This is a genomic window from Streptomyces bungoensis (assembly GCF_001514215.1).
Classification (GTDB): Bacteria; Actinomycetota; Actinomycetes; order Streptomycetales; family Streptomycetaceae; genus Streptomyces; species Streptomyces bungoensis.
The window spans coordinates 266011-285226 of record NZ_KQ948856.1 but is presented as its reverse complement, the minus strand read 5'-3'; the positions used below and the strand labels follow the sequence as shown (position 1 = coordinate 285226).

Annotated in this window: 17 protein-coding genes; 11 read left to right on the top strand and 6 right to left on the bottom strand. The window is 74.2% G+C overall.

The window, feature by feature from the left end; all coding sequences use genetic code 11:
- Positions 1-60: 60 nt before the first annotated feature.
- Positions 61-1599 carry a DUF4331 domain-containing protein gene (locus AQJ66_RS15795; protein WP_061921497.1) on the bottom strand — a complete coding sequence of 513 codons (1539 nt, stop codon included), beginning with the start codon at positions 1597-1599 and terminating at the stop codon, positions 61-63.
- Between the two features lie 207 nt (positions 1600-1806).
- Between AQJ66_RS15795 and AQJ66_RS15790 the strand changes: the two genes are divergently transcribed.
- The 3 genes from AQJ66_RS15790 to AQJ66_RS15780 all read left to right on the top strand — a co-directional run bounded on the left by AQJ66_RS15790 (position 1807) and on the right by AQJ66_RS15780 (position 3559).
- Positions 1807-2349, top strand: coding sequence for a sigma-70 family RNA polymerase sigma factor (locus AQJ66_RS15790; protein ID WP_061921495.1), 543 nt, complete (start codon positions 1807-1809; stop codon positions 2347-2349).
- A complete protein-coding gene (locus AQJ66_RS15785; RefSeq protein ID WP_061921492.1) occupies positions 2346-3164 on the top strand; it encodes an anti-sigma factor in 819 nt (272 codons plus the stop codon). The genes AQJ66_RS15790 and AQJ66_RS15785 overlap by 4 nt, the downstream gene beginning before the upstream one ends.
- A gap of 125 nt (positions 3165-3289) precedes the next feature.
- Entirely contained in the window at positions 3290-3559 is a 270-nt protein-coding gene (locus AQJ66_RS15780; protein ID WP_079060236.1) for a hypothetical protein, read from the top strand.
- A 78-nt stretch (positions 3560-3637) separates the two neighbouring features.
- On the opposite strand, the gene AQJ66_RS15775 is transcribed toward AQJ66_RS15780, so the two are convergent.
- Genes AQJ66_RS15775 through hmgA form a run of 4 tightly spaced genes read right to left on the bottom strand, consistent with a single transcriptional unit; the run spans position 3638 to position 8185 of the window.
- Entirely contained in the window at positions 3638-4834 is a 1197-nt protein-coding gene (locus AQJ66_RS15775; protein WP_061921485.1) for a CaiB/BaiF CoA transferase family protein, read from the bottom strand.
- A 49-nt stretch (positions 4835-4883) separates the two neighbouring features.
- Entirely contained in the window at positions 4884-6029 is a 1146-nt protein-coding gene (locus AQJ66_RS15770) for a type ISP restriction/modification enzyme (protein WP_061921482.1), read from the bottom strand.
- 26 nt (positions 6030-6055) lie between these two features.
- On the bottom strand, positions 6056-6805 hold the full coding sequence (locus AQJ66_RS15765; RefSeq protein ID WP_061921479.1) for a GntR family transcriptional regulator: 750 nt from the start codon (positions 6803-6805) through the stop codon (positions 6056-6058).
- A 27-nt stretch (positions 6806-6832) separates the two neighbouring features.
- Positions 6833-8185, bottom strand: coding sequence for a homogentisate 1,2-dioxygenase (gene hmgA / locus AQJ66_RS15760; protein WP_061921477.1), 1353 nt, complete (start codon positions 8183-8185; stop codon positions 6833-6835).
- Between the two features lie 157 nt (positions 8186-8342).
- Between hmgA and AQJ66_RS15755 the strand changes: the two genes are divergently transcribed.
- The 8 genes from AQJ66_RS15755 (at position 8343) to AQJ66_RS15720 (ending at position 18184) form a co-directional block, all read left to right on the top strand.
- Positions 8343-8888: a hypothetical protein gene (locus AQJ66_RS15755; protein ID WP_061921474.1), complete on the top strand. Its 546-nt coding sequence runs from the start codon at positions 8343-8345 to the stop codon at positions 8886-8888.
- A gap of 111 nt (positions 8889-8999) precedes the next feature.
- Entirely contained in the window at positions 9000-9617 is a 618-nt protein-coding gene (locus AQJ66_RS15750; protein WP_061921471.1) for a TetR/AcrR family transcriptional regulator, read from the top strand.
- Between the two features lie 394 nt (positions 9618-10011).
- The gene (locus tag AQJ66_RS15745) at positions 10012-12243 is read left to right on the top strand and encodes a molybdopterin oxidoreductase family protein (protein WP_061921741.1); all 2232 of its coding nucleotides are present in this window, start codon (positions 10012-10014) and stop codon (positions 12241-12243) included.
- 160 nt (positions 12244-12403) lie between these two features.
- Complete coding sequence (locus AQJ66_RS15740; protein WP_061921468.1) at positions 12404-13135, top strand: hypothetical protein; 732 nt, start codon at positions 12404-12406, stop codon at positions 13133-13135.
- Positions 13136-13400: 265 nt separating this feature from the next.
- Positions 13401-13967, top strand: coding sequence for a class F sortase (locus AQJ66_RS15735; protein ID WP_061921738.1), 567 nt, complete (start codon positions 13401-13403; stop codon positions 13965-13967).
- 283 nt (positions 13968-14250) lie between these two features.
- Entirely contained in the window at positions 14251-15594 is a 1344-nt protein-coding gene (locus AQJ66_RS15730; RefSeq protein WP_061921465.1) for an ABC transporter ATP-binding protein, read from the top strand.
- A 105-nt stretch (positions 15595-15699) separates the two neighbouring features.
- On the top strand, positions 15700-17088 hold the full coding sequence (locus AQJ66_RS15725; RefSeq protein ID WP_061921463.1) for an aldehyde dehydrogenase family protein: 1389 nt from the start codon (positions 15700-15702) through the stop codon (positions 17086-17088).
- Between the two features lie 13 nt (positions 17089-17101).
- A complete protein-coding gene (locus AQJ66_RS15720) occupies positions 17102-18184 on the top strand; it encodes a Zn-dependent alcohol dehydrogenase (protein WP_061921458.1) in 1083 nt (360 codons plus the stop codon).
- Between the two features lie 3 nt (positions 18185-18187).
- Here AQJ66_RS15720 and AQJ66_RS15715 read toward each other — a convergent pair whose 3' ends face one another.
- The gene (locus AQJ66_RS15715) at positions 18188-19120 is read right to left on the bottom strand and encodes a DMT family transporter (protein WP_063804046.1); all 933 of its coding nucleotides are present in this window, start codon (positions 19118-19120) and stop codon (positions 18188-18190) included.
- Positions 19121-19216: the final 96 nt, after the last annotated feature.

The following is a 19216-nucleotide window of genomic DNA, read 5'->3' as shown; positions in this document are numbered from 1 at the left end:
GATGGCGCGGCCCGCCGTGGGGGAGGGGGGTACGGGCCGCGCCGGTCGGTGGGGTGCGGGTCAGTACGGGCGCTGCATCCGCCGGCGCCACCATGCGAGGGCGGTGCCGATCAGCAGGATCCCCGCCGCACCCGAGGCCGCCGAGGCGGCGATCAGGACCGTGTTGCCGGAGCCCGGGGAGGATCCGGCCGGCTGCAGGGCGTCGCCCAGCTGGCTGCGGACGTCCGCACCGGCGGTGGTGCCCTTGGCGAGCGCGCCGCGCGAACCGGAGGTCGGCTCGGCGACGTACGGGAAGTACTTCTCGAACTTCTTGTCGTTCTTGTTCACCGCGTCGCCCAAGTCGTTCTTGGAGCCGACGAGTTCACCCTCCATGACCTGCAGCGCCTCGTCCACCACGTCGTCCGTCAGCCGGCGTCCGTTCGGGAAGCCCGCGTTGTCCCCGTCGAGGACGCCCAGCCGCTTCGGGTGCATCGCCGGCTTGACCGAGGTGTTCAGGCGCAGCTCCTCCGCGGGCTTCCCGTTCGGCGGCTGGTTGAGCCCCTTGACGCCCTTGAGGAAGACGTCGACCAGGTCGTTGCGCGGCGTCGAGGGCGCCTTGATCTTGTAGATGGACTCGATGAGCTTCGGCAGCTCCGGATCGGTCACGTTCTTCAGGAACTGCCCGTCGTACGCCGGCTGGGACGCGTTGAACCGGTCCTTGTCCTTCTGCGGGTTGACGACCTCGTTGACCAGCGGGTTGCCCAGCCGCGAGACCTGGCTGTAGTACCCCTGCGCGTTGCGGCGCTGCGTGGTGGACCACAGGCCGACGATCGGCTGCTTCGACGACTCGCGGATCAGGTCGTTCGGGACCTGCAGCGCGATCGTGTTGACGTTGTAGCCCTTGAGCGTGTCCCGTCCGACCTCGGTGAGGTTGCCGCCGTACAGCAGGTCGAAGACCCGCAGGTCCAGGAAGAACGGGTCGTCGGCCTGGCCGGCGAACGTCGCGGCGCCGCCCGCGGCCTTGTACACGGCCTGCGCGCGCAGCTTGCCGTAGTCCGGCATGGACGCCTTGCCGACGTTCGACGGCGCGACCGGCACGTTGTCCGCGACCCGCGTCCTCGACACCGCCCGCTGGTGCTTCAGCCGGATCAGGTCGAGGTCGTACGTCTGGGTCACGTTGAGGTCCGGGTCGTCGAGGCTGGTGACCGGACCGGTGTTGTAGAGGAAGGTGTTGCCGTTCTTCGTGTGCGTCTTGAACGTGTAGCGGAAGATCAGGTCGTCCTGCGCGTCACCGTTGTTGTCGACGTGCAGGTCGTACTGCGCGTCGTCCGCGAACGTGTAGAAGTTCGGCCCGCCCGCCGGCTCCTCGAACGGAATCCAGTTCGCCACGATCGTCGTCGTGTCGGGCTTGTCCGGGCTGACGAACGCGTACAGGTCCGTGTTGTCGTACTGCGGCGTCCCCGAGATCAGCGGAGCCTCCCGGTGGGAGGAGGCGGAGGCCGCCCCGGGCTCCAGCGCGGCGGCGCCGGCGGCTGCGAGCCCCCCGGCTGCCAGCGCACCGCAGATGAGCTGGACCAGGCCCTTGCGTCCCGTGCCGCTCCTGGCGAAGAGAGGTGTCATGCCGTCCGTCCTCGATGCCGACTTGCCTTTGACGGACGGGTATACGGAGCGGCCGAACGGATCGGATTGGTCGGAGGAAGAAGAATCTTTTCCACGTCCCGGACCCGCGTTTTCGCCCCGCTGATCCGTATCAACCGCCGGAGGTGTGCTCTCGTGCGGATGCGTGGTGTGCGGGGAAGGGCCGGCTGCGGCCACGGAAGGGCCGGGGTGGAGGCGGACGAGCTGCTGGTGCTCGTGGCGGGCGGCGACCACCGTGCCTTCGAGGATCTGTACGCCCTGGTCTCCGGACCGGTGTTCGGGCTCGTCCGGCGGGTCGTGCGCGACCCCGCGCAGTCCGAGGAGGTGTCCCAGGAGGTGCTGCTCGAACTCTGGCGCTCCGCCGCCCGGTTCGACCCGCGCCGGGGCAGCGCCCTGTCCTGGATCCTCACCCTCGCCCACCGCCGCGCCGTCGACCGGGTGCGCAGCGCCCGCGCGGCCGGCGAACGCGAGCAGCGCGAGGCCCAGCGCGCCGGGGAACCCGCCTTCGACCATGTGGCCGAGGAGGTCGAGGCCGGCCTGGAACGCGAATGGGTGCGCCGCTGCCTGACCCGGCTCACCGCCCTGCAACGCCAGTCCGTGACCCTCGCCTACTACGACGGCTACACCTACCGTGAGGTGGCCGAGCGGCTCTCGCTGCCGCTCGGCACGGTCAAGACGCGGATGCGCGACGGGCTCACCCGGCTGCGCGAGTGCCTGGGAGGTGCGGCATGAGCGTCCTCGGCCGGCTGCTGGGCCGCGGCGACCCGCACTCCCTCGCCGCTCCCTACGCGCTCGACGCCCTCGAACCGGGCGAGCGGCGCCGCTTCGAGAAGCACCTCGGCGACTGCGACCGCTGCACCGGGGAGGTACGGGCCCTGTCCGAGGACGCGGTGCGCCTGGCCTGGTCCACGGCCGCCCCCGCGCCGGCCGCCCTGCGCGCCCGGGTGATGGCCGCCGTACGCACCACGCCCCAGGAACCGGCGCCCGCGCCCGCCCGGGGGCGCGCCCGGCGACTGCCCCCGCACGTCTGGGGCACCCAGCCCCCGCCGGCCCGCACCCGTACGCCCCGCGCGCGCCCCCTCTTCGTCCCGCTGGCCACCGCGACCGCCGCCGCGGCCCTCGTCGTCGCCTCCCTGTTCGCCGTCCAGGCGCAGCGCACCCAGGGCCGGCTGGACGCCGAGCGCGACCGGTCACGTGAGATCGCCCACGTTCTCGCCGCCGCCGACGCCCGCGCCGCGAGCAGCGAGGACGCCCGCGGCCGCAGTATCGGAGTGATCGCCTCCGCATCTGAGGGGCGGGCCGTCGTCACCCTGAGCGGTTACGGCACCCCGTCCGGCGGCCGCGTGCACCAGCTCTGGCTCATGCGCCCCCGGGCGCAGCCGCGCTCCCTCGGGCTCCTCGCGGGCGACACGCCGTTGGTGGCCAAGGGGCTGGACAAGTCGGCGACGTCACTCGCCGTGACCGTCGAGCCTGACGGCGGGTCAGCGCAGCCGACCGGCCAGCCTGTTGTCCAACTCACCCTGAAAACGGTCGGATTCGGAGAGTAGTCAACGAGGGATGGTCAACCGCCTTACGGGGAAGGTGAATCCTGTGGCCGAGATACCCGCATGCCGCGACGGAGCGATAGGGTTACCCTGCCCGGGCCGGGTGACTCGTACGGGTGGGGAGTGACATGGAGCAGATAACAGTGCGCAGCAGGGCGAGGGTCCCTGCGATCACCTGCGGGAGCAGCGCGACCAGTTCGCGGCTCGACCGCCATCTGTCGGTGCTGGCGGGTCCCGCCATACCGCAGCGGGAGACGGTCGAGGCGACCTCGCTGATCGTCGAGCTGACGGCACGCGACACCCGGCACGAGCGCAGCGACCGGGGCCGGCGGGTCAGCCGCGTCTCGCTGTTCGCGCCGCTGCGCCGGCTGCGTCGTTCGCTGTTCGGCGATCACTGACCCGACCCGGTCGTCTTCGCGTGGCCGCCCGGACCCCCCGGGCGGACCGGCGGTCCCGGAACCTCACCGGGCCCGCGCTCAGGCCACCACACCGTCCCGGCGCAACGCTGCGATCTCGGCGTCCGTCATCCCCACGGCACGCAGCAGCGCCCCGGTGTGCTGTCCCAGCGCGGGCACGTCACCCATTCGTGCCTCTTCCCCGCCCGGCAGCGTGATCGGAGGCAGCAGCGCCTCCAGCGGCCCGACCGGCGACCCCACCCGGCGCCACCGGTCCCGGGCCGCCAGCTGCGGATGCTCCGCCAGCTCGTGCAGATCCCTGAGCCGGGCACAGGCGATCCCCGCCTTCTCCAGCCGGGCCAGCGCCTCGTCCGCGTCCAGCGCGCCCAGCGCCCGCGCGACCAGCGCGTCGGTCCGCTCGCGGTGGGCCACCCGCGCCGCGTTCGTCGCGAACGCCGGATCCGTGCCCAACCCGGGCTCCCCGATGACCTGTTCGGCCAGCCGCCGCCACTCCCGGTCGTTCTGCACCGACAGCAGCACCCGCCCGCCGTCCGCCGTCGCGTAGGCGTCGTACGGGGCGATGACGGCGTGCGCGAGGCCGGTGCGCGCCGGGGCCTCACCCCCGTGCATCGCGTGGTGCAGCGGATGCCCCATCCACTCCGCGAGCGCCTCCAGCATCGACACCTCCACCGGACCGCCCCGGCCGGTCGTGCCGCGCCGCACCAGGGCGGCCAGCACCCCGGAGAAGGCGTACATGGCCGCCGCGATGTCCGCCGCCGGGATGCCCGCCTTCACGGGCCGCTCCGGCGTCCCCGTCACCGACACGAGCCCCGCCTCGCACTGCACGAGCATGTCGTAGGCCCGCTTGTCCGCGTACGGGCCCGAGCCGCCGTATCCCGAGACGTCCACGGCGACCAGCCGCGGGTGCGCCGCGCACAGCGTCGCCGCGTCGAGCCCGAGCCGGGCGGCGGCCCCGTGCGCGAGGTTCTGCACGAACACGTCCGCGTCCGCGACCAGGCGCCGTACGACGGCGAGACCGCGCGGGTCCTTCAGGTCGAGCGCGATCGACTCCTTGCCGCGGTTGCACCACACGAAGTGCGAGGCCAGACCGCGGGCCGCGGTGTCGTAGCCCCGCGCGAAGTCGCCGCCGTCGATCCGCTCCACCTTGACGACCCGGGCCCCCAGATCGGCGAGCTGCCGGGTCGCGAAGGGCGCGGCCACGGCCTGTTCGACGGCGACGACGGTGATGCCCTCCAGGGGCAACGGCTGCTGGTCCATCCCCGGATCATGGCCCCTGAGCGGCGCTTTTGTCAGCGGCTGAGTTCCTTCAGAGCAGGGCGAACTGGCCGTTCGGGCCCTCCTCGGGGTGGTTCAGGACCGAGGCGGGGCGGCGGGCCGAGGGCGGGGGCGGGAGGACGCCGGCCTCGCGGAGGCCGGTCGCGGTGATCGGGGACGGTACGGCCGGCGCGGGCCGCCTCAGCTCGGCCAGCAGGGCGAGGACCGTGATCAGCTCCAGCAGTTCGGACGTCCAGGCCTGGGGCCAGGCCGCGGGGCGGATCGCGCCGAGGGTGGCCGGCGCGGGCGGTGCCGTGCGGGAGGCGAACCAGGTCTCCAGGACGCGGGCGCCGGCCAGTTCGTAGTCCCAGGCCTCCGGCGGGACGGGGGAGATCCGGCCCCCGTCGAGGAGGAGGGCCTCCTCCTCACGGTCGTAGCCGAGGGTCAGGGGGCGCGGGGGCAGGGGTGCGCGGACGTAGGGGCGGCGGCCGCCCGGCAGCTTGGGGCGCTCCCCGTCGCGGCGCATCAGCCAGAGCACGCGCCGGCCCCGCTCGACCCCCCGGGCCCACGCGTCACCGTCCCCGGTGAGCGGCACGGTGAGGTCCGGGCGGACGGCGCTCAGGATCCACGCCAGGACGTCGGGGGGCGCCGGGCGGTGGCCCAGGCGGGCGGCGAGGTGGTCCAAGAGGCCCGGGACGAGGTTGGGCTCCGCGCCGTCCGGGCGGCGCCAGAGGGGGCGGATGCGGCCGGTGCGCAGGAGGGGCAGGTGCGACGTGGCCACCAGGGGATCGTCGGCGCCCGTCTCCACCACGAACACCTGCCGCTCGTCCGCCACCCGCCACAGCTCCGGGCGGGCCACGTCCAGCAGCCGGTGGTCCGGGATCAGCCACTGCTCGTCGAAGGGCGCCACCAGCACCCGCACCGGCTCCGGGCAGGGGCCCTGGGCGCGCGCCAGCGGCTCGGTGCCGGTGGGCCGGCCGGGCAGCTGGGGCACCGCGGACCGCGGCGTCCGCGCGCGGGACGGCTCGAACAGGGCCTCCCGGTCCGGTCCTTCCGCCTTCAGCAGCGCGTCCCAGCGGGCCCTCAGCGACGCCGGGTCGGGTGCCGTCGGCCAGGCGCGGCCCGGCCGCAGCGGTGCGACGGACCACGGCATGAGGTCCGCCAGCGGCGGAGCGTCGTCATGCGTCACGCTGGGCATCGTACGACCTGCCGGCGGCGGCCGGATCAGGTGGCGTCGAGGGTCACCGTGAAGGAGAAGCGGTCGCCCCGGTAGTGGATGACGGCCACGTCCAGCACCCGGCCGCCGGCGTCGTACGTCACCCCCGTGTAGTGCAGGATCGGGCTGAGCAGCGGCACCTGGAGCAGCCGCGCGGTCTCCGGATCGGCGAGCCGGGCCTCCACGGTGTCCGTGATGCGGCTGATGTCCGCCCCGACGACGTCCCGCAGCACCTTCGTCATCGGCCAGCGGACCAGGTCGTCCAGGTCGATGCGCGCCCCCAGCTCGGGACGGACGTGGTTGCGGGCGTGGTTGGTCGGCTCGCCGGTCTTCTCGTCGCAGCGCAGCCGGTGGTACGACGCCACCTCCGCGAGGTCCGGGAAGAACTCGGCGAGTTCGCCGGTCACCGGCACGTCCCCGTGGTCCAGCAGCTCGGTCGTCATGCCGGACTGCTGGGCCACGATCGCGTCCACCGAGCCGAGCAGCCGGACCGGGGCCCCGCGCCGCACCCCCGGCTCGATGAACGTGCCGCGCCGCCGGTGCCGGCTGATCAGCCCCTCGTCCTCCAGCTCCTTCAGTGCCTGCCGCATGGTCAGCACGCTCACCCCGTAGTGCTCCGCCAGCTGCTCCTCGGTGGGCAGGCGCAGCGGGTCCTGCGGGGAGCGGCCGAGTATCGAGGCGCGCAGCGACTGCGACACCTGGTACCACAGCGGCAGCTTGCGGTTCAGGACGATGGAATCCGGGGCGAAGGAGGTCACACGGCTATCCGTACCGGTCGGGGGCTGTCAGTGCAATGGACGGAAGTGACGCTCCAGGCCGTGCCACACGTCGTCGTAGCGCTGCTGGAGGTGGTCGGCGTCCGCCGCCTGCGGGGTGAGCGTCAGCGGCCAGCGGGTCTCGAACATGAACGCCAGCCCGTCGTCGACCTTCTGCGGCCGCAGCTCCGCCGCGCTCGCCCGGTCGAACGTCTCCCGGTCCGGTCCGTGCGCCGACATCATGTTGTGCAGCGAGCCGCCACCGGGCACGAAGCCCTCCGCCTTGGCGTCGTAGGCGCCTTCGACGAGGCCCATGTACTCGCTCATCACGTTCCGGTGGAAGTACGGCGGCCGGAAGGTGTCCTCGCCCACCAGCCAGCGGGGCGCGAAGACGACGAAGTCGACCCCGGCCAGCCCAGGAGTGTCGGACGGGGACGTCAGCACCGTGAAGATCGACGGGTCCGGGTGGTCGTAGGAGATGGTGCCGATCACATTGAAACGGCGCAGATCGTAGACGTACGGCACATGGTTGCCGTGCCAGGCGACCACGTCGAGCGGGGAGTGGTCGTAGGTGGCCGTCCAGAGGTTGCCGCAGAACTTGTTCACCACCTCCACCGGGCCCTCCACGTCCTCGTACGCGGCGACCGGCGCGCGGAAGTCGCGGGCGTTGGCGAGCCCGTTGGCGCCGATCGGCCCGAGGTCGGGCAGCTGGAACGGCGCCCCGTAGTTCTCGCACACATAGCCGCGCGCGGACTCGTCCAGCAGCTCCACACGGAAGCGCACCCCACGCGGAACCAGCGCCACATGGGCCGGCTCCACATGCAGCCGCCCGAACTCGGTGTGCAGCAGCAGCCCGCCCCGCTCCGGCACGATCAGCAGCTCGCCGTCGGCGTCGGAGAAGACCCGGTCCATCGAGGAGTTGGCGTGGTACAGGTGCACCGCCATGCCGGTGCGCTGGGTCGCGTCGCCGTTGCCGCCCAGCGTCCACAGGCCGGCGAGGAAGTCGGTGCCCGCCGGCGGCTCGGGCAGCGGGTTCCAGCGCAGCCGGTTGGGGTCGGGCACGGTCTCGGTGAACGGGGCCGTGCGGATCGCGCCGTTGCCGGTGCGGGTGAACGCCGGGTGCGCGGCCGAGGGGCGGACGCGGTAGAGCCAGGAGCGGCGGTTGTGCGCCCGCGGCTCGGTGAACGCCGTACCGCTCAGCTGCTCCGCGTACAGCCCGAGCGGCGCCCGCTGCGGCGAGTTGCGGCCCTCGGGCAGGGCGCCCGGCACCGCCTCCGAGGCGTGCTCGTTGCCGAACCCGGAGAGGTACGACAGTCCCTCGGCGGTCTTCCGCGCTCCCCCACGCTCGAACCCGCTCGCGCGGGAGGTACCCCCATCGCTCATGATCGCTCCCTTGCGCTCCTGATTCCTATGCATCACCGTAGGAATAGGCGGCGCCGGGCGCAAGAGGTTCCCTGGCCCCGGGGCTCCCTCTCAGGTAGGGGCGGAACCAGACTTCAGGGGGATTCGGGTGCCGGAGCGTTGTCCTAGTCTCCCGGGCATGTCATGGAGATCGTGGTCGGGCGGCACCCTCACCGTGCTCGCGGTGTGCGTCCTGGTGCCGCTCGGAGCGGGGGGCTGCGGGACCGGCGAGGCGCACCCCGGTGCCGTCTCGCCGTCGCCGGTGGGCAAGGTCCTGGACGGTACGGACGGCAGCGGACGGCACCTGCGCGAGGTCGGCACGAAGGACGCGCCCGAGGTCGGCGTCGAGGTGACCCCGGACGCCGCCGGCGGCTGGGACGTGCGGCTGCGGCCGCGCCACTTCCGCTTCTCCCCGCCGGGCGCGCCGCACCGGGCGGTCCCCGGGCGCGGACTCGCCCGCCTCTTCGTCGACGGCCGCCCGGTGACCGGCCTGCGCACCCCCGGCTACCACCTGCCCGGCCGCCTCGTCCCGCACGGCACCCACCACGTCACCGCCCGCCTGTACGCCGACGACGGCACGGTCTGGGCGGTGCGCGGCCGGCCGGTCGAGAGCACGGCCGACATAACGGCCTCCGGCACGGAGTCGGGCACGGAGCGGGACACGGAGCCGGACACGGATTCCTGACCGCCGCCGCCCCGGCCGCACCCCGCCTTCCCCGGCACCGCCGATGAGTGCATCGGCCACCGTTCGCCGTACTGGGGGCCGAGGTTCACCCGACCCCGGGGGAGAGGCATCATGAAGTCCGTGCCCCACGCGACATCGCTCCGCCGCGCGCCCGTCCAGCGGCGCAGCGCCGAACGGCTCACCAGGATCCTCGACGCCTGCGCCGACCTCCTCGACGAGGTGGGCTACGACGCCCTGAGCACGCGGGCGGTGGCCCAGCGCGCCCAGGTCCCCATCGGCTCGGTCTACCGCTTCTTCGGCAACAAGCGGCAGATGGCCGACGCCCTCGCCCAGCGCAACCTGGAGCGGTACAGCGAGCGTGTCACCGAGCGGCTGAAGGGGGCGCGGCGGGGCGACTGGCGGGCCGCCGTGGACGCCGTCCTGGACGAGTACCTGAGCATGAAGCGCACGGCGCCGGGCTTCTCCCTCGTGGACTTCGGCAACCAGATCCCGGTCGGCGCCCGGCAGGCCGAACCCAACACCAGGGTCGCCGACCGCCTCACCGACCTGCTCTCCGGCTACCTCGGCCGCACCCCGGACGAGGAGCTGCGCAGGGTGTTCCTGGTGGCCGTGGAGAGCGCGGACACCCTGGTGCAACTGGCCTTCCGGATGGACCCCGAGGGGGACGAGGAGGTCATCCGCGAGACCCGGGACCTGCTGCGGGCGTACCTGGGGCGCGTACTGGACTGACGGCACCGCGTACGGGGCGAGGGGCGCCGTGTCCCGGGCCGGCGCCCCGCATGCCGGGGTGAGGCCGACGCACCCCTGGGCCGACCCCGGCGCGCTCGGATGAGTGCCCTCCGTCCGGGGCGCCGAGTCGCCGGGGCGCCGAGTCGCCCGGTGCGCTGCGTCGCCGCGCCCGGCGAGGTCGGAGCGCCCCGGGCTGGGGCGGGTGCCCCGCGCGCTGCCGGTCCCGGCGTGCCCCGTCGTCCCGGGCGGGGACGAACCCGCTGCGGCTTCGGCCGGAGCTCCCGTGTCCGGCCGGGTGCGGAAGAGGACTCCCCAGCATGCCTACCGGTCGGTATGCTCGCCCCGGTGCCCGCCCGTGCCGCCGGGCACCGCCGCCGACCCCCGGGAGGACCCCGTGTCCCGCACCGCCCTGCGAATCTGCCCCCTGTGCGAGGCCACCTGCGGGCTGACCCTCACCCTCGAGGGCACCCGTGTCACCGGCGCCCGCGGGGACCGCGCGGACGTCTTCAGCAAGGGGTTCATCTGCCCCAAGGGCGCCTCCTTCGGCGCCGTGGACGCCGACCCCGACCGGCTGCGCACCCCACTGGTGCGCGAGGACGGCGAACTGCGCGAGGCCACCTGGGAGGAGGCCTTCGACGCGGTCGCCGCCGGCCTGCGCCCGGTCGTGGAGCGGTACGGCCCCGACGCCCTCGGTGTCGTGCTCGGCAACCCCAACGTGCACACCATGGCCGGCGCCCTCTACCCGCCGGTCCTGCTCGGCGCCCTGCGCACGCGCAGCCTGTTCACCGCCTCCACGGTCGACCAGATGCCCAAGCACGTCTCCAGCGGACTGCTCTTCGGCGACGCCAACGCCATCCCCGTACCGGACCTGGACCACACCGACCACCTGCTCCTCATCGGCGCCAACCCCCTGGAGTCCAACGGAAGTCTGTGCACCGCCCCCGACTTCCCCGGCAAGCTCCGGGCCCTGAGGGCGCGCGGCGGCCGGCTCACCGTCGTGGACCCGCGCCGCACCCGGACCGCGAAGCTGGCCGACCGGCACCTCGCGATCCGCCCCGGCACCGACGCCCTGCTGCTCGCCGCGATGGCGACCGTGCTCTTCGAGGAGGACCTGACCCGCCTGCGGCACCTCGCCCCGCACGTCCAGGGCCTGGACGAACTGCGCCACGCCCTGCGGGAGTTCACCCCGGAGGCCGTCGCCCCCGCCTGCGGCCTCGACGCGGACCTCATCCGCACCCTGGCCCGCGACCTGGCCGCCGCCCCCACCGCCGCCGTCTACGCCCGCATCGGCAGCTGCACCGTCCCCCACGGCACCCTGGCGAGCTGGCTGGTCGACGTCCTCAACATCATCACCGGCAACCTCGACCGGCCGGGCGGCGCCCTCTTCCCGCAGGCCGCCACCGACAGGACCCCCCGTCCGGCGGGCCCCGGCCACGGCTTCGCCCTCGGCCGCTGGCGCTCCCGCGTCAGGGAACTGCCCGAGGCCAAGGGCGAGTTGCCGCTCTCCGCGCTCGCCGAGGAGATCGACACCGCGACCGACCGGGGCGAGCCCGTCCGGGCGCTCGTCGTCGTCGCGGCCAACCCGGTGCTCTCCGCGCCCGACGGCCACCGCCTCGACAAGGCCCTGGACTCCCTGGACTTCATGGTCAGCGTCGACCCCTACCTCAACGAGACCTCCCGCCACGCCCACGTCGTGCTGCCGCCGCCCCCGCCGTCGCAGAGCCCGCACCACGACTTCGCCTTCAACACCCTGGCCGTGCGCAACCAGGTCCGCTACACCCGCCCCGCCGTCCCCCTGGAACCCGGCCGCAGGGCCGAGACCGAGATCCTCGCCCGTCTGGTCCTGGCCGCCACCGGCATGCACGGCGCCGACCCGGCCGCCGTCGACGCGATGGTGATCGACCAGGCCCTCGGCAAGGCCGTCCAGGAGCCGCACTCCCCGGTCCACGGCCGCGACCCGCAGGAACTCGCCGCGCTGCTCACCGGTGTCGACGGACCCGAGCGGCGGCTGGACATGATGCTGCGCCTCGGCCCCTACGGCGACGGCTTCGGGGCCCGGCCCGACGGGCTGACCCTGGAGAAGCTGCTCGCCCATCCGCACGGCATCGACCTCGGGCCCCTGCGCCCCCGCCTGCCGCAGCCGCTGAAGACCGTCAGCGGAAGGATCGAGCTGCTGCCCGAGCCGATCGCCGGCGACCTGCCGCGGCTGCGGCAGGCCCTGCGCGAGCGCCCGGCGGGACTGGTCCTGGTCGGCCGCCGCCACCTGCGCTCCAACAACAGCTGGATGCACAACGTGCCCGTCCTCACCGGCGGTTCCAACCGCTGCACCCTGCACCTGAACCCCGAGGACGCCCAGCGGCTCGGCGTCCGGGACGGGGAACCGGTGCGGATCAAGGGCGCCGGGGGAGAGGTGACCGCGCCCGCCGAGGTCACCGACGGCGTGCGGCCCGGCGTGGTGAGCCTCCCGCACGGCTGGGGCCACGACCGCCCCGGCACCCGGCTGAGCCACGCCACCACCGATCCCGGCGTCAACGTCAACCAGCTCCTCGACGGCAGCCTGCTCGACCCGCTGTCGGGCAACGCGGTGCTCAACGGGATACCGGTCGAGGTCACCGCGGCCGGGTGACCGGCCCGCGCCGGGCGCGGCGGAGGGCTGCGGCGTTGCGCCGGACGGGCGATATCCGGCGGCGCGTCCGGCGTTGGTGCCGCGGTCCCGGCGCCCGGTGTGTGCAGAGTTCCCAGGAAAGGCCGATTTATATGAAAATCGTCTAACCGGAGGAGCTGGCATGCCCACCCTGACACTTCCACGGCCCCTCACCCGCGCGGGCGCCGCCGCCGTCCTCACCGTCCTCGCCGCCGTGGGCGCGTCCTGGGTGGCGGCACCCGAGGCGGCAGCCGAAGGGGAGAACGGCGACATCCGGATCCACCGCGTGGGCGTGCCCTTCGGCGTCTCCAAGGACGACCCGCTGGTCTGCAAGTTCTACCTCGACGCCGTCAACTTCGACGGCCTGACCCGGATCGGCTACCAGATCACCCCGCAGCCCCCGCTGCCCACCCAGGCCACCGTCACCGGCGACATCCAGCTCGCCGGCGGCGCCGGGCACACCGACCCGCTGGGGCTCGCGGACGGGCAGTACGAGATCTCCTGGGGCGTCCCGGCCACCCCGACCGTGCCCGCCGTCCAGAAGAGGAAGGTCTTCCGCGTCAACTGCCACGACGGCAAGCAGGACCCGGCGCACGGCCCGAACGGCCAGATCCAGGACAACCAGCAGGGCGACCAGCACGGTGACCAGCAGGGCGGTCAGCAGAACGGCCAGCACGACGACTCCGTCTGGGGTCCGGGCGGCGGCGACCACAACGACGGCCCGAAGGGCGGAGTGCACGCCGGCGGCGGCGGACTCGTCGACACCGAGGGCGCGTTCTCGCCCGTGGCCGCCGCCGCGGCCGTGGGCCTGGTCGCCGTCAGCGGCGCCGTGTACGTCCGGCTGATCCGCCGTCGGCCCCATGGCGCCGCGTAGGGCCCGTCGCGAAGGTGCGGCCCGCCCCGCGACGCCCGGCCCGCACCAGCGCCGCGCCGTCGGGCTCGGCCCCGCGGGCCCCGTACGAGGACGGCCCGCCGCCGGGCGGGCGCACGGGCCGACGGCGGCCCCGGCCGTCGGGGCGCCGGGCGCGGGGCCCGCGTACCGGGCGCACGAGGGGACCTTCGCGACCGCGGGCCCCGGCCGCGGCCGCAGGCCCTGGCACCGCACCCGCGCCTACCGGCTCGTCAGGACGGCCCTGCTCATGACCGTCCTGGTGACCGTGGGAGTCCGGTGCGGGGGCCCGGACGGGAGCTCCACCGTGCAGGCCGCCGGCCGGGCGGCCGTCCCGGCCGGGCCCCCGCCGCGCCCGCTGCCCCGGTCCCGGCCGACCTCCTTGCGCATCCCGTCCCTAGGCGTCGACGCACCCGTGGTCGGACTGGGCCTGGACCCGGACCGGCGCCTGGAGACGCCACCACTGGACAAGCCCAGGCTGGTCGGCTGGTACGAGGGCGGCGCCACACCCGGCGAGTCCGGCACCGCGATCGCCGTCGGCCACCGGGACACCCGGACCGGCGCCGCCGTCTTCGCCGCGCTCGCCCTGGTCAAGCCCGGCAGGCGGATCGAGGCCGGGCGCGCCGACGGACGCACCGCCGTGTACACGGTGGACCGGGTGAAGGTCTTCGACAAGGCCGACTTCCCCGACGATGAGGTCTACGGCCGCTCCGGCCGCCCCGAGTTGCGGGTCCTGACCTGCGGCGGACTGTTCAGCCGGCGCACCGGCTACACCAGCAACGTGGTGGTGTTCGCCCACCTGACCGCGACGAAGTGACCGCGGCGGCGCCCGCGCCGGCAGCCGAACCCCGCCCTCCGCTTCCCCTCCTTCCCCGCGCCGGAAAACCGGATGTCGTGCCGACTCTTCCCCCGGGGCAGTACATTCCGTTAACTTCCGTGACCCGTAGGGGCCTGTCGGCGTATTTCCGCCAGCCGGGCGGCCCGCCCCCTGGCGGGCGGACGACGGCACCGTTGCCGGCAGGCCCCCGGCCCCGTACGACCCGCACGGGGCCTTGAGGACCCACGGAGCAGCGGCGCTCCGGCACACCGGGGGCACAGGAATGACACGCGCCATCTCTCTGCACGACGTGAGCAAGTCCTACGCGCGGGGCCCCCGCGTCGTCGACCGGGTGTCGCTGGACATCGCGCCCGGCGAGTTCCTGGTCCTGCTGGGCCCCTCGGGCTGCGGCAAGTCCACCGTGCTGCGCATGATCGCGGGCCTGGAGGAGATCGACGACGGCGAGCTGCTCCTCGACGGCGAGTACGCCAACGACTGGCAGCCCGCCGAGCGGAACATCGCGATGGTGTTCCAGAACTTCGCCCTCTACCCGAGCATGACCAGCCGCGACAACATCGGCTTCCCGCTGCGCATCGAGTCGCCCGGCGCCGACCCCCGGACCCGGGTGGACGCCACCGCCCGCATGCTCGGCATCGAGGACCTGCTCGACCGCTTCCCCAGCCAGCTCTCCGGCGGCGAACGCCAGCGGGTCGCCATGGGCCGGGCCATCGCCCGGCACCCCTCCGCCTTCCTGATGGACGAGCCGCTGTCCAACCTGGACGCCAAGCTGCGCAACCACCTGCGGGCCGAGATATCCCAGCTCACCCGCGAACTGGGCGTGACCACGGTGTACGTCACCCACGACCAGTCCGAGGCCATGTCCCTCGGCGACCGGGTCGCCGTCCTGCGCGGCGGCGTGCTCCAGCAGGTCGGCACCCCGCGCGAGGTCTACGCGCTGCCCCGCAACGTCTTCGTCGCCGCCTTCATCGGCACCCCGCGCATCAACCTGCTGCGCGGCCTGGTCCGCGCCCCGCTCGACGGCGCCATGACCATCAGCCTCGGCAAGCAGTTCCTGCGCCTGCCCGAACCCCTCTCCCTGGACCACCAGATGCTCCGCGTCCAGCAGGGCCGCGAGGTGATCGTCGGGCTGCGCTCGGAGGCCGTGCGCATCGCCAAGCACAGCTCCGCCCGGCCCGGCGAGGTGCCGCTGACCGGGCTGGTGGAGCACATGGAGTTCCAGGGCCACGAGACCCTCGTCCACTTCAACACCGGCTCCCGTCCCGCCGTCGTACCGGAACTGGAGGCCCCGCGCCCGGCCGCCCGGCCCACGCGCCGGCGCCGCCGCGAGGCCGGGCCGGGCGTGCTGGACCGGCTGAAGGAGCGGGCGGGCGCCCTGCGGGCCGGACCGGTGGTGGTGCTCGAACAGCCGCCGGAGACCGACACCGAGCCCGTGCCGCCGGAGGGCCGGCTCCCCGGCGACCTGGTCGTCCGCACCACCCCGGACATCCGGCTGCGCCACGGCATGCAGGTCCCCCTGCTCGTCGACCTCGCGCACCTGTTCGTCTTCGACCAGCACGGCGACCGCATCTGCCCGGCGCCGGCCCGCCTGCCCGACCTGGAGGAGTGAGCGCCGCCCGGCCCGGCGACGATGTCCCGGGTACGTCTGGCGCCCAAAAACTAACGCCGCTAGTTTGTGTGCCGGACGACGCGCGAACCGCCGGGAGGAAGCAGCATGAAGGCACACGACGGGCTGTACATCGACGGCGCCTGGCGCCCCGCCGCCGGCGGTGACGTGATCGAGGTCGTGAACCCGGCCGACGAGCAGGTCATCGGCCACGTCCCGGCGGGCACCGCCCTCGACGTCGACACCGCCGTACGCGCGGCCCGCGCCGCCCTTCCGGCGTGGGCGGCCACACCCCCGGCCGAACGCGCCGCACGCCTCACCGGCCTGCGGGACATCCTGCTGGCCCGCAGGGACGAGATCGCCGAGACGGTCACCGCCGAGCTGGGCTCGCCGCCGCAGTTCTCCCAGGCCGTGCACGCGGGGGTGCCGATCGCGGTCGCCGGCTCCTACGCCGAGCTGGCCGCGTCCCACTCCTTCGAGGAGCGGGCCGGCAACTCCACGGTCCTGCACGAGCCGATCGGCGTCGTCGGCGCCATCACCCCCTGGAACTACCCCCTGCACCAGATCGTCGCCAAGGCCGCCCCGGCCCTCGCGGCGGGCTGCACCCTCGTCCTCAAGCCCGCCGAGGACACCCCGCTCACCGCCCAGCTGTTCGCCGAGGCCGTCCACGAGGCGGGCGTCCCGGCCGGCGTGTTCAACCTCGTCACCGGCCTCGGCCCGGTCGCCGGGCAGGCCCTCGCCGAACACCCCGGCATCGACATGGTCTCCTTCACCGGCTCCACGGCGGTCGGCCGGCAGATCGGCGCGGTGGCCGGCGCGGCCGTCAAGAAGGTGGCGCTGGAGCTGGGCGGCAAGTCCGCCAACGTCATCCTGCCGAGCGCCGACCTCGCCAAGGCGGTGAACGTCGGCGTCGCCAACGTGATGTCCAACTCCGGCCAGACCTGCAGCGCCTGGACCCGCATGCTCGTGCACGCCTCCCGGTACGACGAGGCCGTCGAGCTGGCCGCCACCGCCGCCGCCAAGTACGCCGGCCGCATCGGCCCGGTCGTCAACGCCAAGCAGCAGGCGCGGGTGCGCGGTTACATCGAGCAGGGCGTCGCCGAGGGCGCCCGCCTGGTCGCCGGCGGCCCCGAAGCCCCGCGGGACCGGGGCTACTTCGTCAGCCCGACCGTCTTCGCCGACGTCACCCCCGAGATGACCATCGCCCAGGAGGAGATCTTCGGCCCCGTGCTGTCCGTCCTGCGCTACGAGGACGAGGAGGACGCCCTGCGCATCGCCAACGGCACGGTGTACGGCCTCGCCGGCGCGGTCTGGGCGGGCGACGAGGCCGAGGCGGTCGCCTTCGCCCGCCGCATGGACACCGGCCAGGTCGACATCAACGGCGGCCGGTTCAACCCCCTCGCCCCCTTCGGCGGCTACAAGCAGTCCGGGGTCGGCCGGGAACTCGGCACGCACGGACTCGCCGAGTACCTGCAGACCAAGTCCCTCCAGTTCTGAGGAAGTCAGAGCCATGGCCGTACGAGCCGCCGTCCTGCCCGCCATCGGCGCCCCGCTGGAAATCACCGGCATCGAGCTGCCCGACCCCGGACCCGGACAGGTCCGGGTCCGCCTCGCCGCCGCCGGCGTCTGCCACTCCGACCTGTCCCTGTCCAACGGCACCATGCGGGTGCCGGTCCCGGCCGTCCTCGGCCACGAGGGCGCGGGCACGGTCGTCGCCGTGGGGGAGGGGGTCACCCACGTCTCACCCGGGGACGGTGTCGTCCTCAACTGGGCGCCCTCCTGCGGGAGCTGCCACGCCTGCACGCTCGGCGAGGTCTGGCTGTGCGCCAACGCGCTGAACGGCGCCGCCGACGTGTACGCCCGCACCACCGGCGGCACCGACCTCCATCCCGGCCTCAACGTGGCCGCGTTCGCCGAGGAGACGGTGGTCTCCGCGTCCTGCGTGCTGCCCCTGCCCGAGGGGATCCCGCTGGTCGACGCCGCCCTCCTCGGCTGCGCCGTCCTCACCGGCTACGGCGCCGTCCACCACGCGGCCCGTGTCCAGCCGGGCGAGACGGTCGCCGTGTTCGGCGCCGGCGGGGTGGGCCTGGCCACCCTCCAGTCGGCCCGCATCGCGGGCGCCTCCCGGATCATCGCGGTCGACGTCTCGCCCGCGAAGGAGGAACTGGCCCGCGCGGCCGGCGCCACCGACTACGTCCTCGCCTCCGACACCACCTCCCGGGATATCCGCGCCCTCACCGGCAAGCAGGGCGTCGACGCCGCCGTCGAGTGCGCGGGCCGCGCGGTCAGCATCCGCGCCGCCTGGGACTCCACCCGCCGGGGCGGCCGGACGACGGTCGTCGGGATCGGCGGCAAGGACCAGGAGGTCACCTTCAACGCCCTGGAGATCTTCCACTGGGGGCGCACCCTGTCCGGCTGCGTCTACGGCAACACCGACCCGGCCCGCGACCTGCCGGTGCTCGCCGAGCACGTCCGGGCGGGCCGGCTGGACCTGTCGGCGCTGGTCACCGAGCGGATCACCCTGGAGGGCATCCCGGCGGCCTTCGACGCGATGCTCGCGGGCAAGGGCGGCCGGGCCCTGGTGGTGTTCTGAGCGTCAGGACACCTTCTCGGGTCGCGGCTCCCCGGCCGCGACCCGCCGGGTCCTGCCGCGCACCCGGGACCGCGACACGGCCACGCCCGCGAGGCACAGCACCCCGCCGGCCAGCGTCAGGAGCCCCGGCACCTCGCCGAGCGCCAGCCACGACATCAGCACCACCAGCGCGGGCACCGCGTACGTCGTCGCGCCCATCCGGCTGGCCGTCGTCCGGGCCAGGGCGTAGGCCCAGGTGGTAAAGGCCAGAGCGGTCGGGAAGACCCCCAGGTAGATCATGTTCAGGGTCGCCGACAGCGGGGCCCGGGCCGCCTCGCCGGCCAGCTGCCCGGCGAACGGCAGACACGCCACGGCTCCGATCAGGCACCCGAACGTCGTCGCCTGCAGCGCGCTCGCCGCCGCCAGCGCGGGCTTCTGCGCGACGACTCCGCAGGCGTACGCGACCGCCGCGAGCAGGCACAGCGCCACACCGAGCACGGAGGACCCCCCTCCGCCGGACATCGACAGCCCCACGGTCACCGCGCCGGCGAAGGACACGGCCATCCCCGCCAGCAGCCTCGGCGGCATCGGATCACCGAGCAGCCGGGAGCCGAGCAGGGCTATGAGCAGCGGGCCGACGTTCACGACGAGGGCCGCCGTACCCGCGTCCACCTGCTGCTCGCCCCAGTTCAGGACGACCATGTACAGCCCGAACCACAGCACCCCGGACAGCACGATCCCGCGCCAGGCGGCCCGGGGCGGCAGCCCCTCCCGCCGCACGGCCCACAGCACCCCCAGCGCCAGGGCCCCCGCGAGCAGCCGCCCGAGCGCGAGCGCCCCCGGCGAGTAGGCGGCCCCGGCACTGCGGATGGCCACGAAGGCGGAGGCCCAGAGCACGACGGTCAGAGCGGCTGCGCCGGCGGGAAGAAGGCGGTGACGTGAGGCGGTACTCATCATGCTCCCGAGACTAGAGAAGACCGCCGGCGAACCGCTGGCGGGATTCGGACGGGGGACAGGAACACAGGGAACGGCACGACGAGCCCCCGAGCCCCC

Coding starts and splice junctions, on each gene's coding strand:
- AQJ66_RS15785 (WP_061921492.1), top strand. CDS start 2,346: ATGAGCGTCCTCGGCCGGCTGCTGGGCCGCGGCGACCCGCACTCCCTC.
- AQJ66_RS15715 (WP_063804046.1), bottom strand. CDS start 19,120: ATGATGAGTACCGCCTCACGTCACCGCCTTCTTCCCGCCGGCGCAGCC.
- hmgA (WP_061921477.1), bottom strand. CDS start 8,185: ATGAGCGATGGGGGTACCTCCCGCGCGAGCGGGTTCGAGCGTGGGGGA.
- AQJ66_RS15755 (WP_061921474.1), top strand. CDS start 8,343: ATGTCATGGAGATCGTGGTCGGGCGGCACCCTCACCGTGCTCGCGGTG.
- AQJ66_RS15750 (WP_061921471.1), top strand. CDS start 9,000: ATGAAGTCCGTGCCCCACGCGACATCGCTCCGCCGCGCGCCCGTCCAG.
- AQJ66_RS15775 (WP_061921485.1), bottom strand. CDS start 4,834: ATGGACCAGCAGCCGTTGCCCCTGGAGGGCATCACCGTCGTCGCCGTC.
- AQJ66_RS15770 (WP_061921482.1), bottom strand. CDS start 6,029: ATGCCCAGCGTGACGCATGACGACGCTCCGCCGCTGGCGGACCTCATG.
- AQJ66_RS15725 (WP_061921463.1), top strand. CDS start 15,700: ATGAAGGCACACGACGGGCTGTACATCGACGGCGCCTGGCGCCCCGCC.
- AQJ66_RS15735 (WP_061921738.1), top strand. CDS start 13,401: ATGACCGTCCTGGTGACCGTGGGAGTCCGGTGCGGGGGCCCGGACGGG.
- AQJ66_RS15740 (WP_061921468.1), top strand. CDS start 12,404: ATGCCCACCCTGACACTTCCACGGCCCCTCACCCGCGCGGGCGCCGCC.
- AQJ66_RS15730 (WP_061921465.1), top strand. CDS start 14,251: ATGACACGCGCCATCTCTCTGCACGACGTGAGCAAGTCCTACGCGCGG.
- AQJ66_RS15795 (WP_061921497.1), bottom strand. CDS start 1,599: ATGACACCTCTCTTCGCCAGGAGCGGCACGGGACGCAAGGGCCTGGTC.
- AQJ66_RS15720 (WP_061921458.1), top strand. CDS start 17,102: ATGGCCGTACGAGCCGCCGTCCTGCCCGCCATCGGCGCCCCGCTGGAA.
- AQJ66_RS15780 (WP_079060236.1), top strand. CDS start 3,290: ATGGAGCAGATAACAGTGCGCAGCAGGGCGAGGGTCCCTGCGATCACC.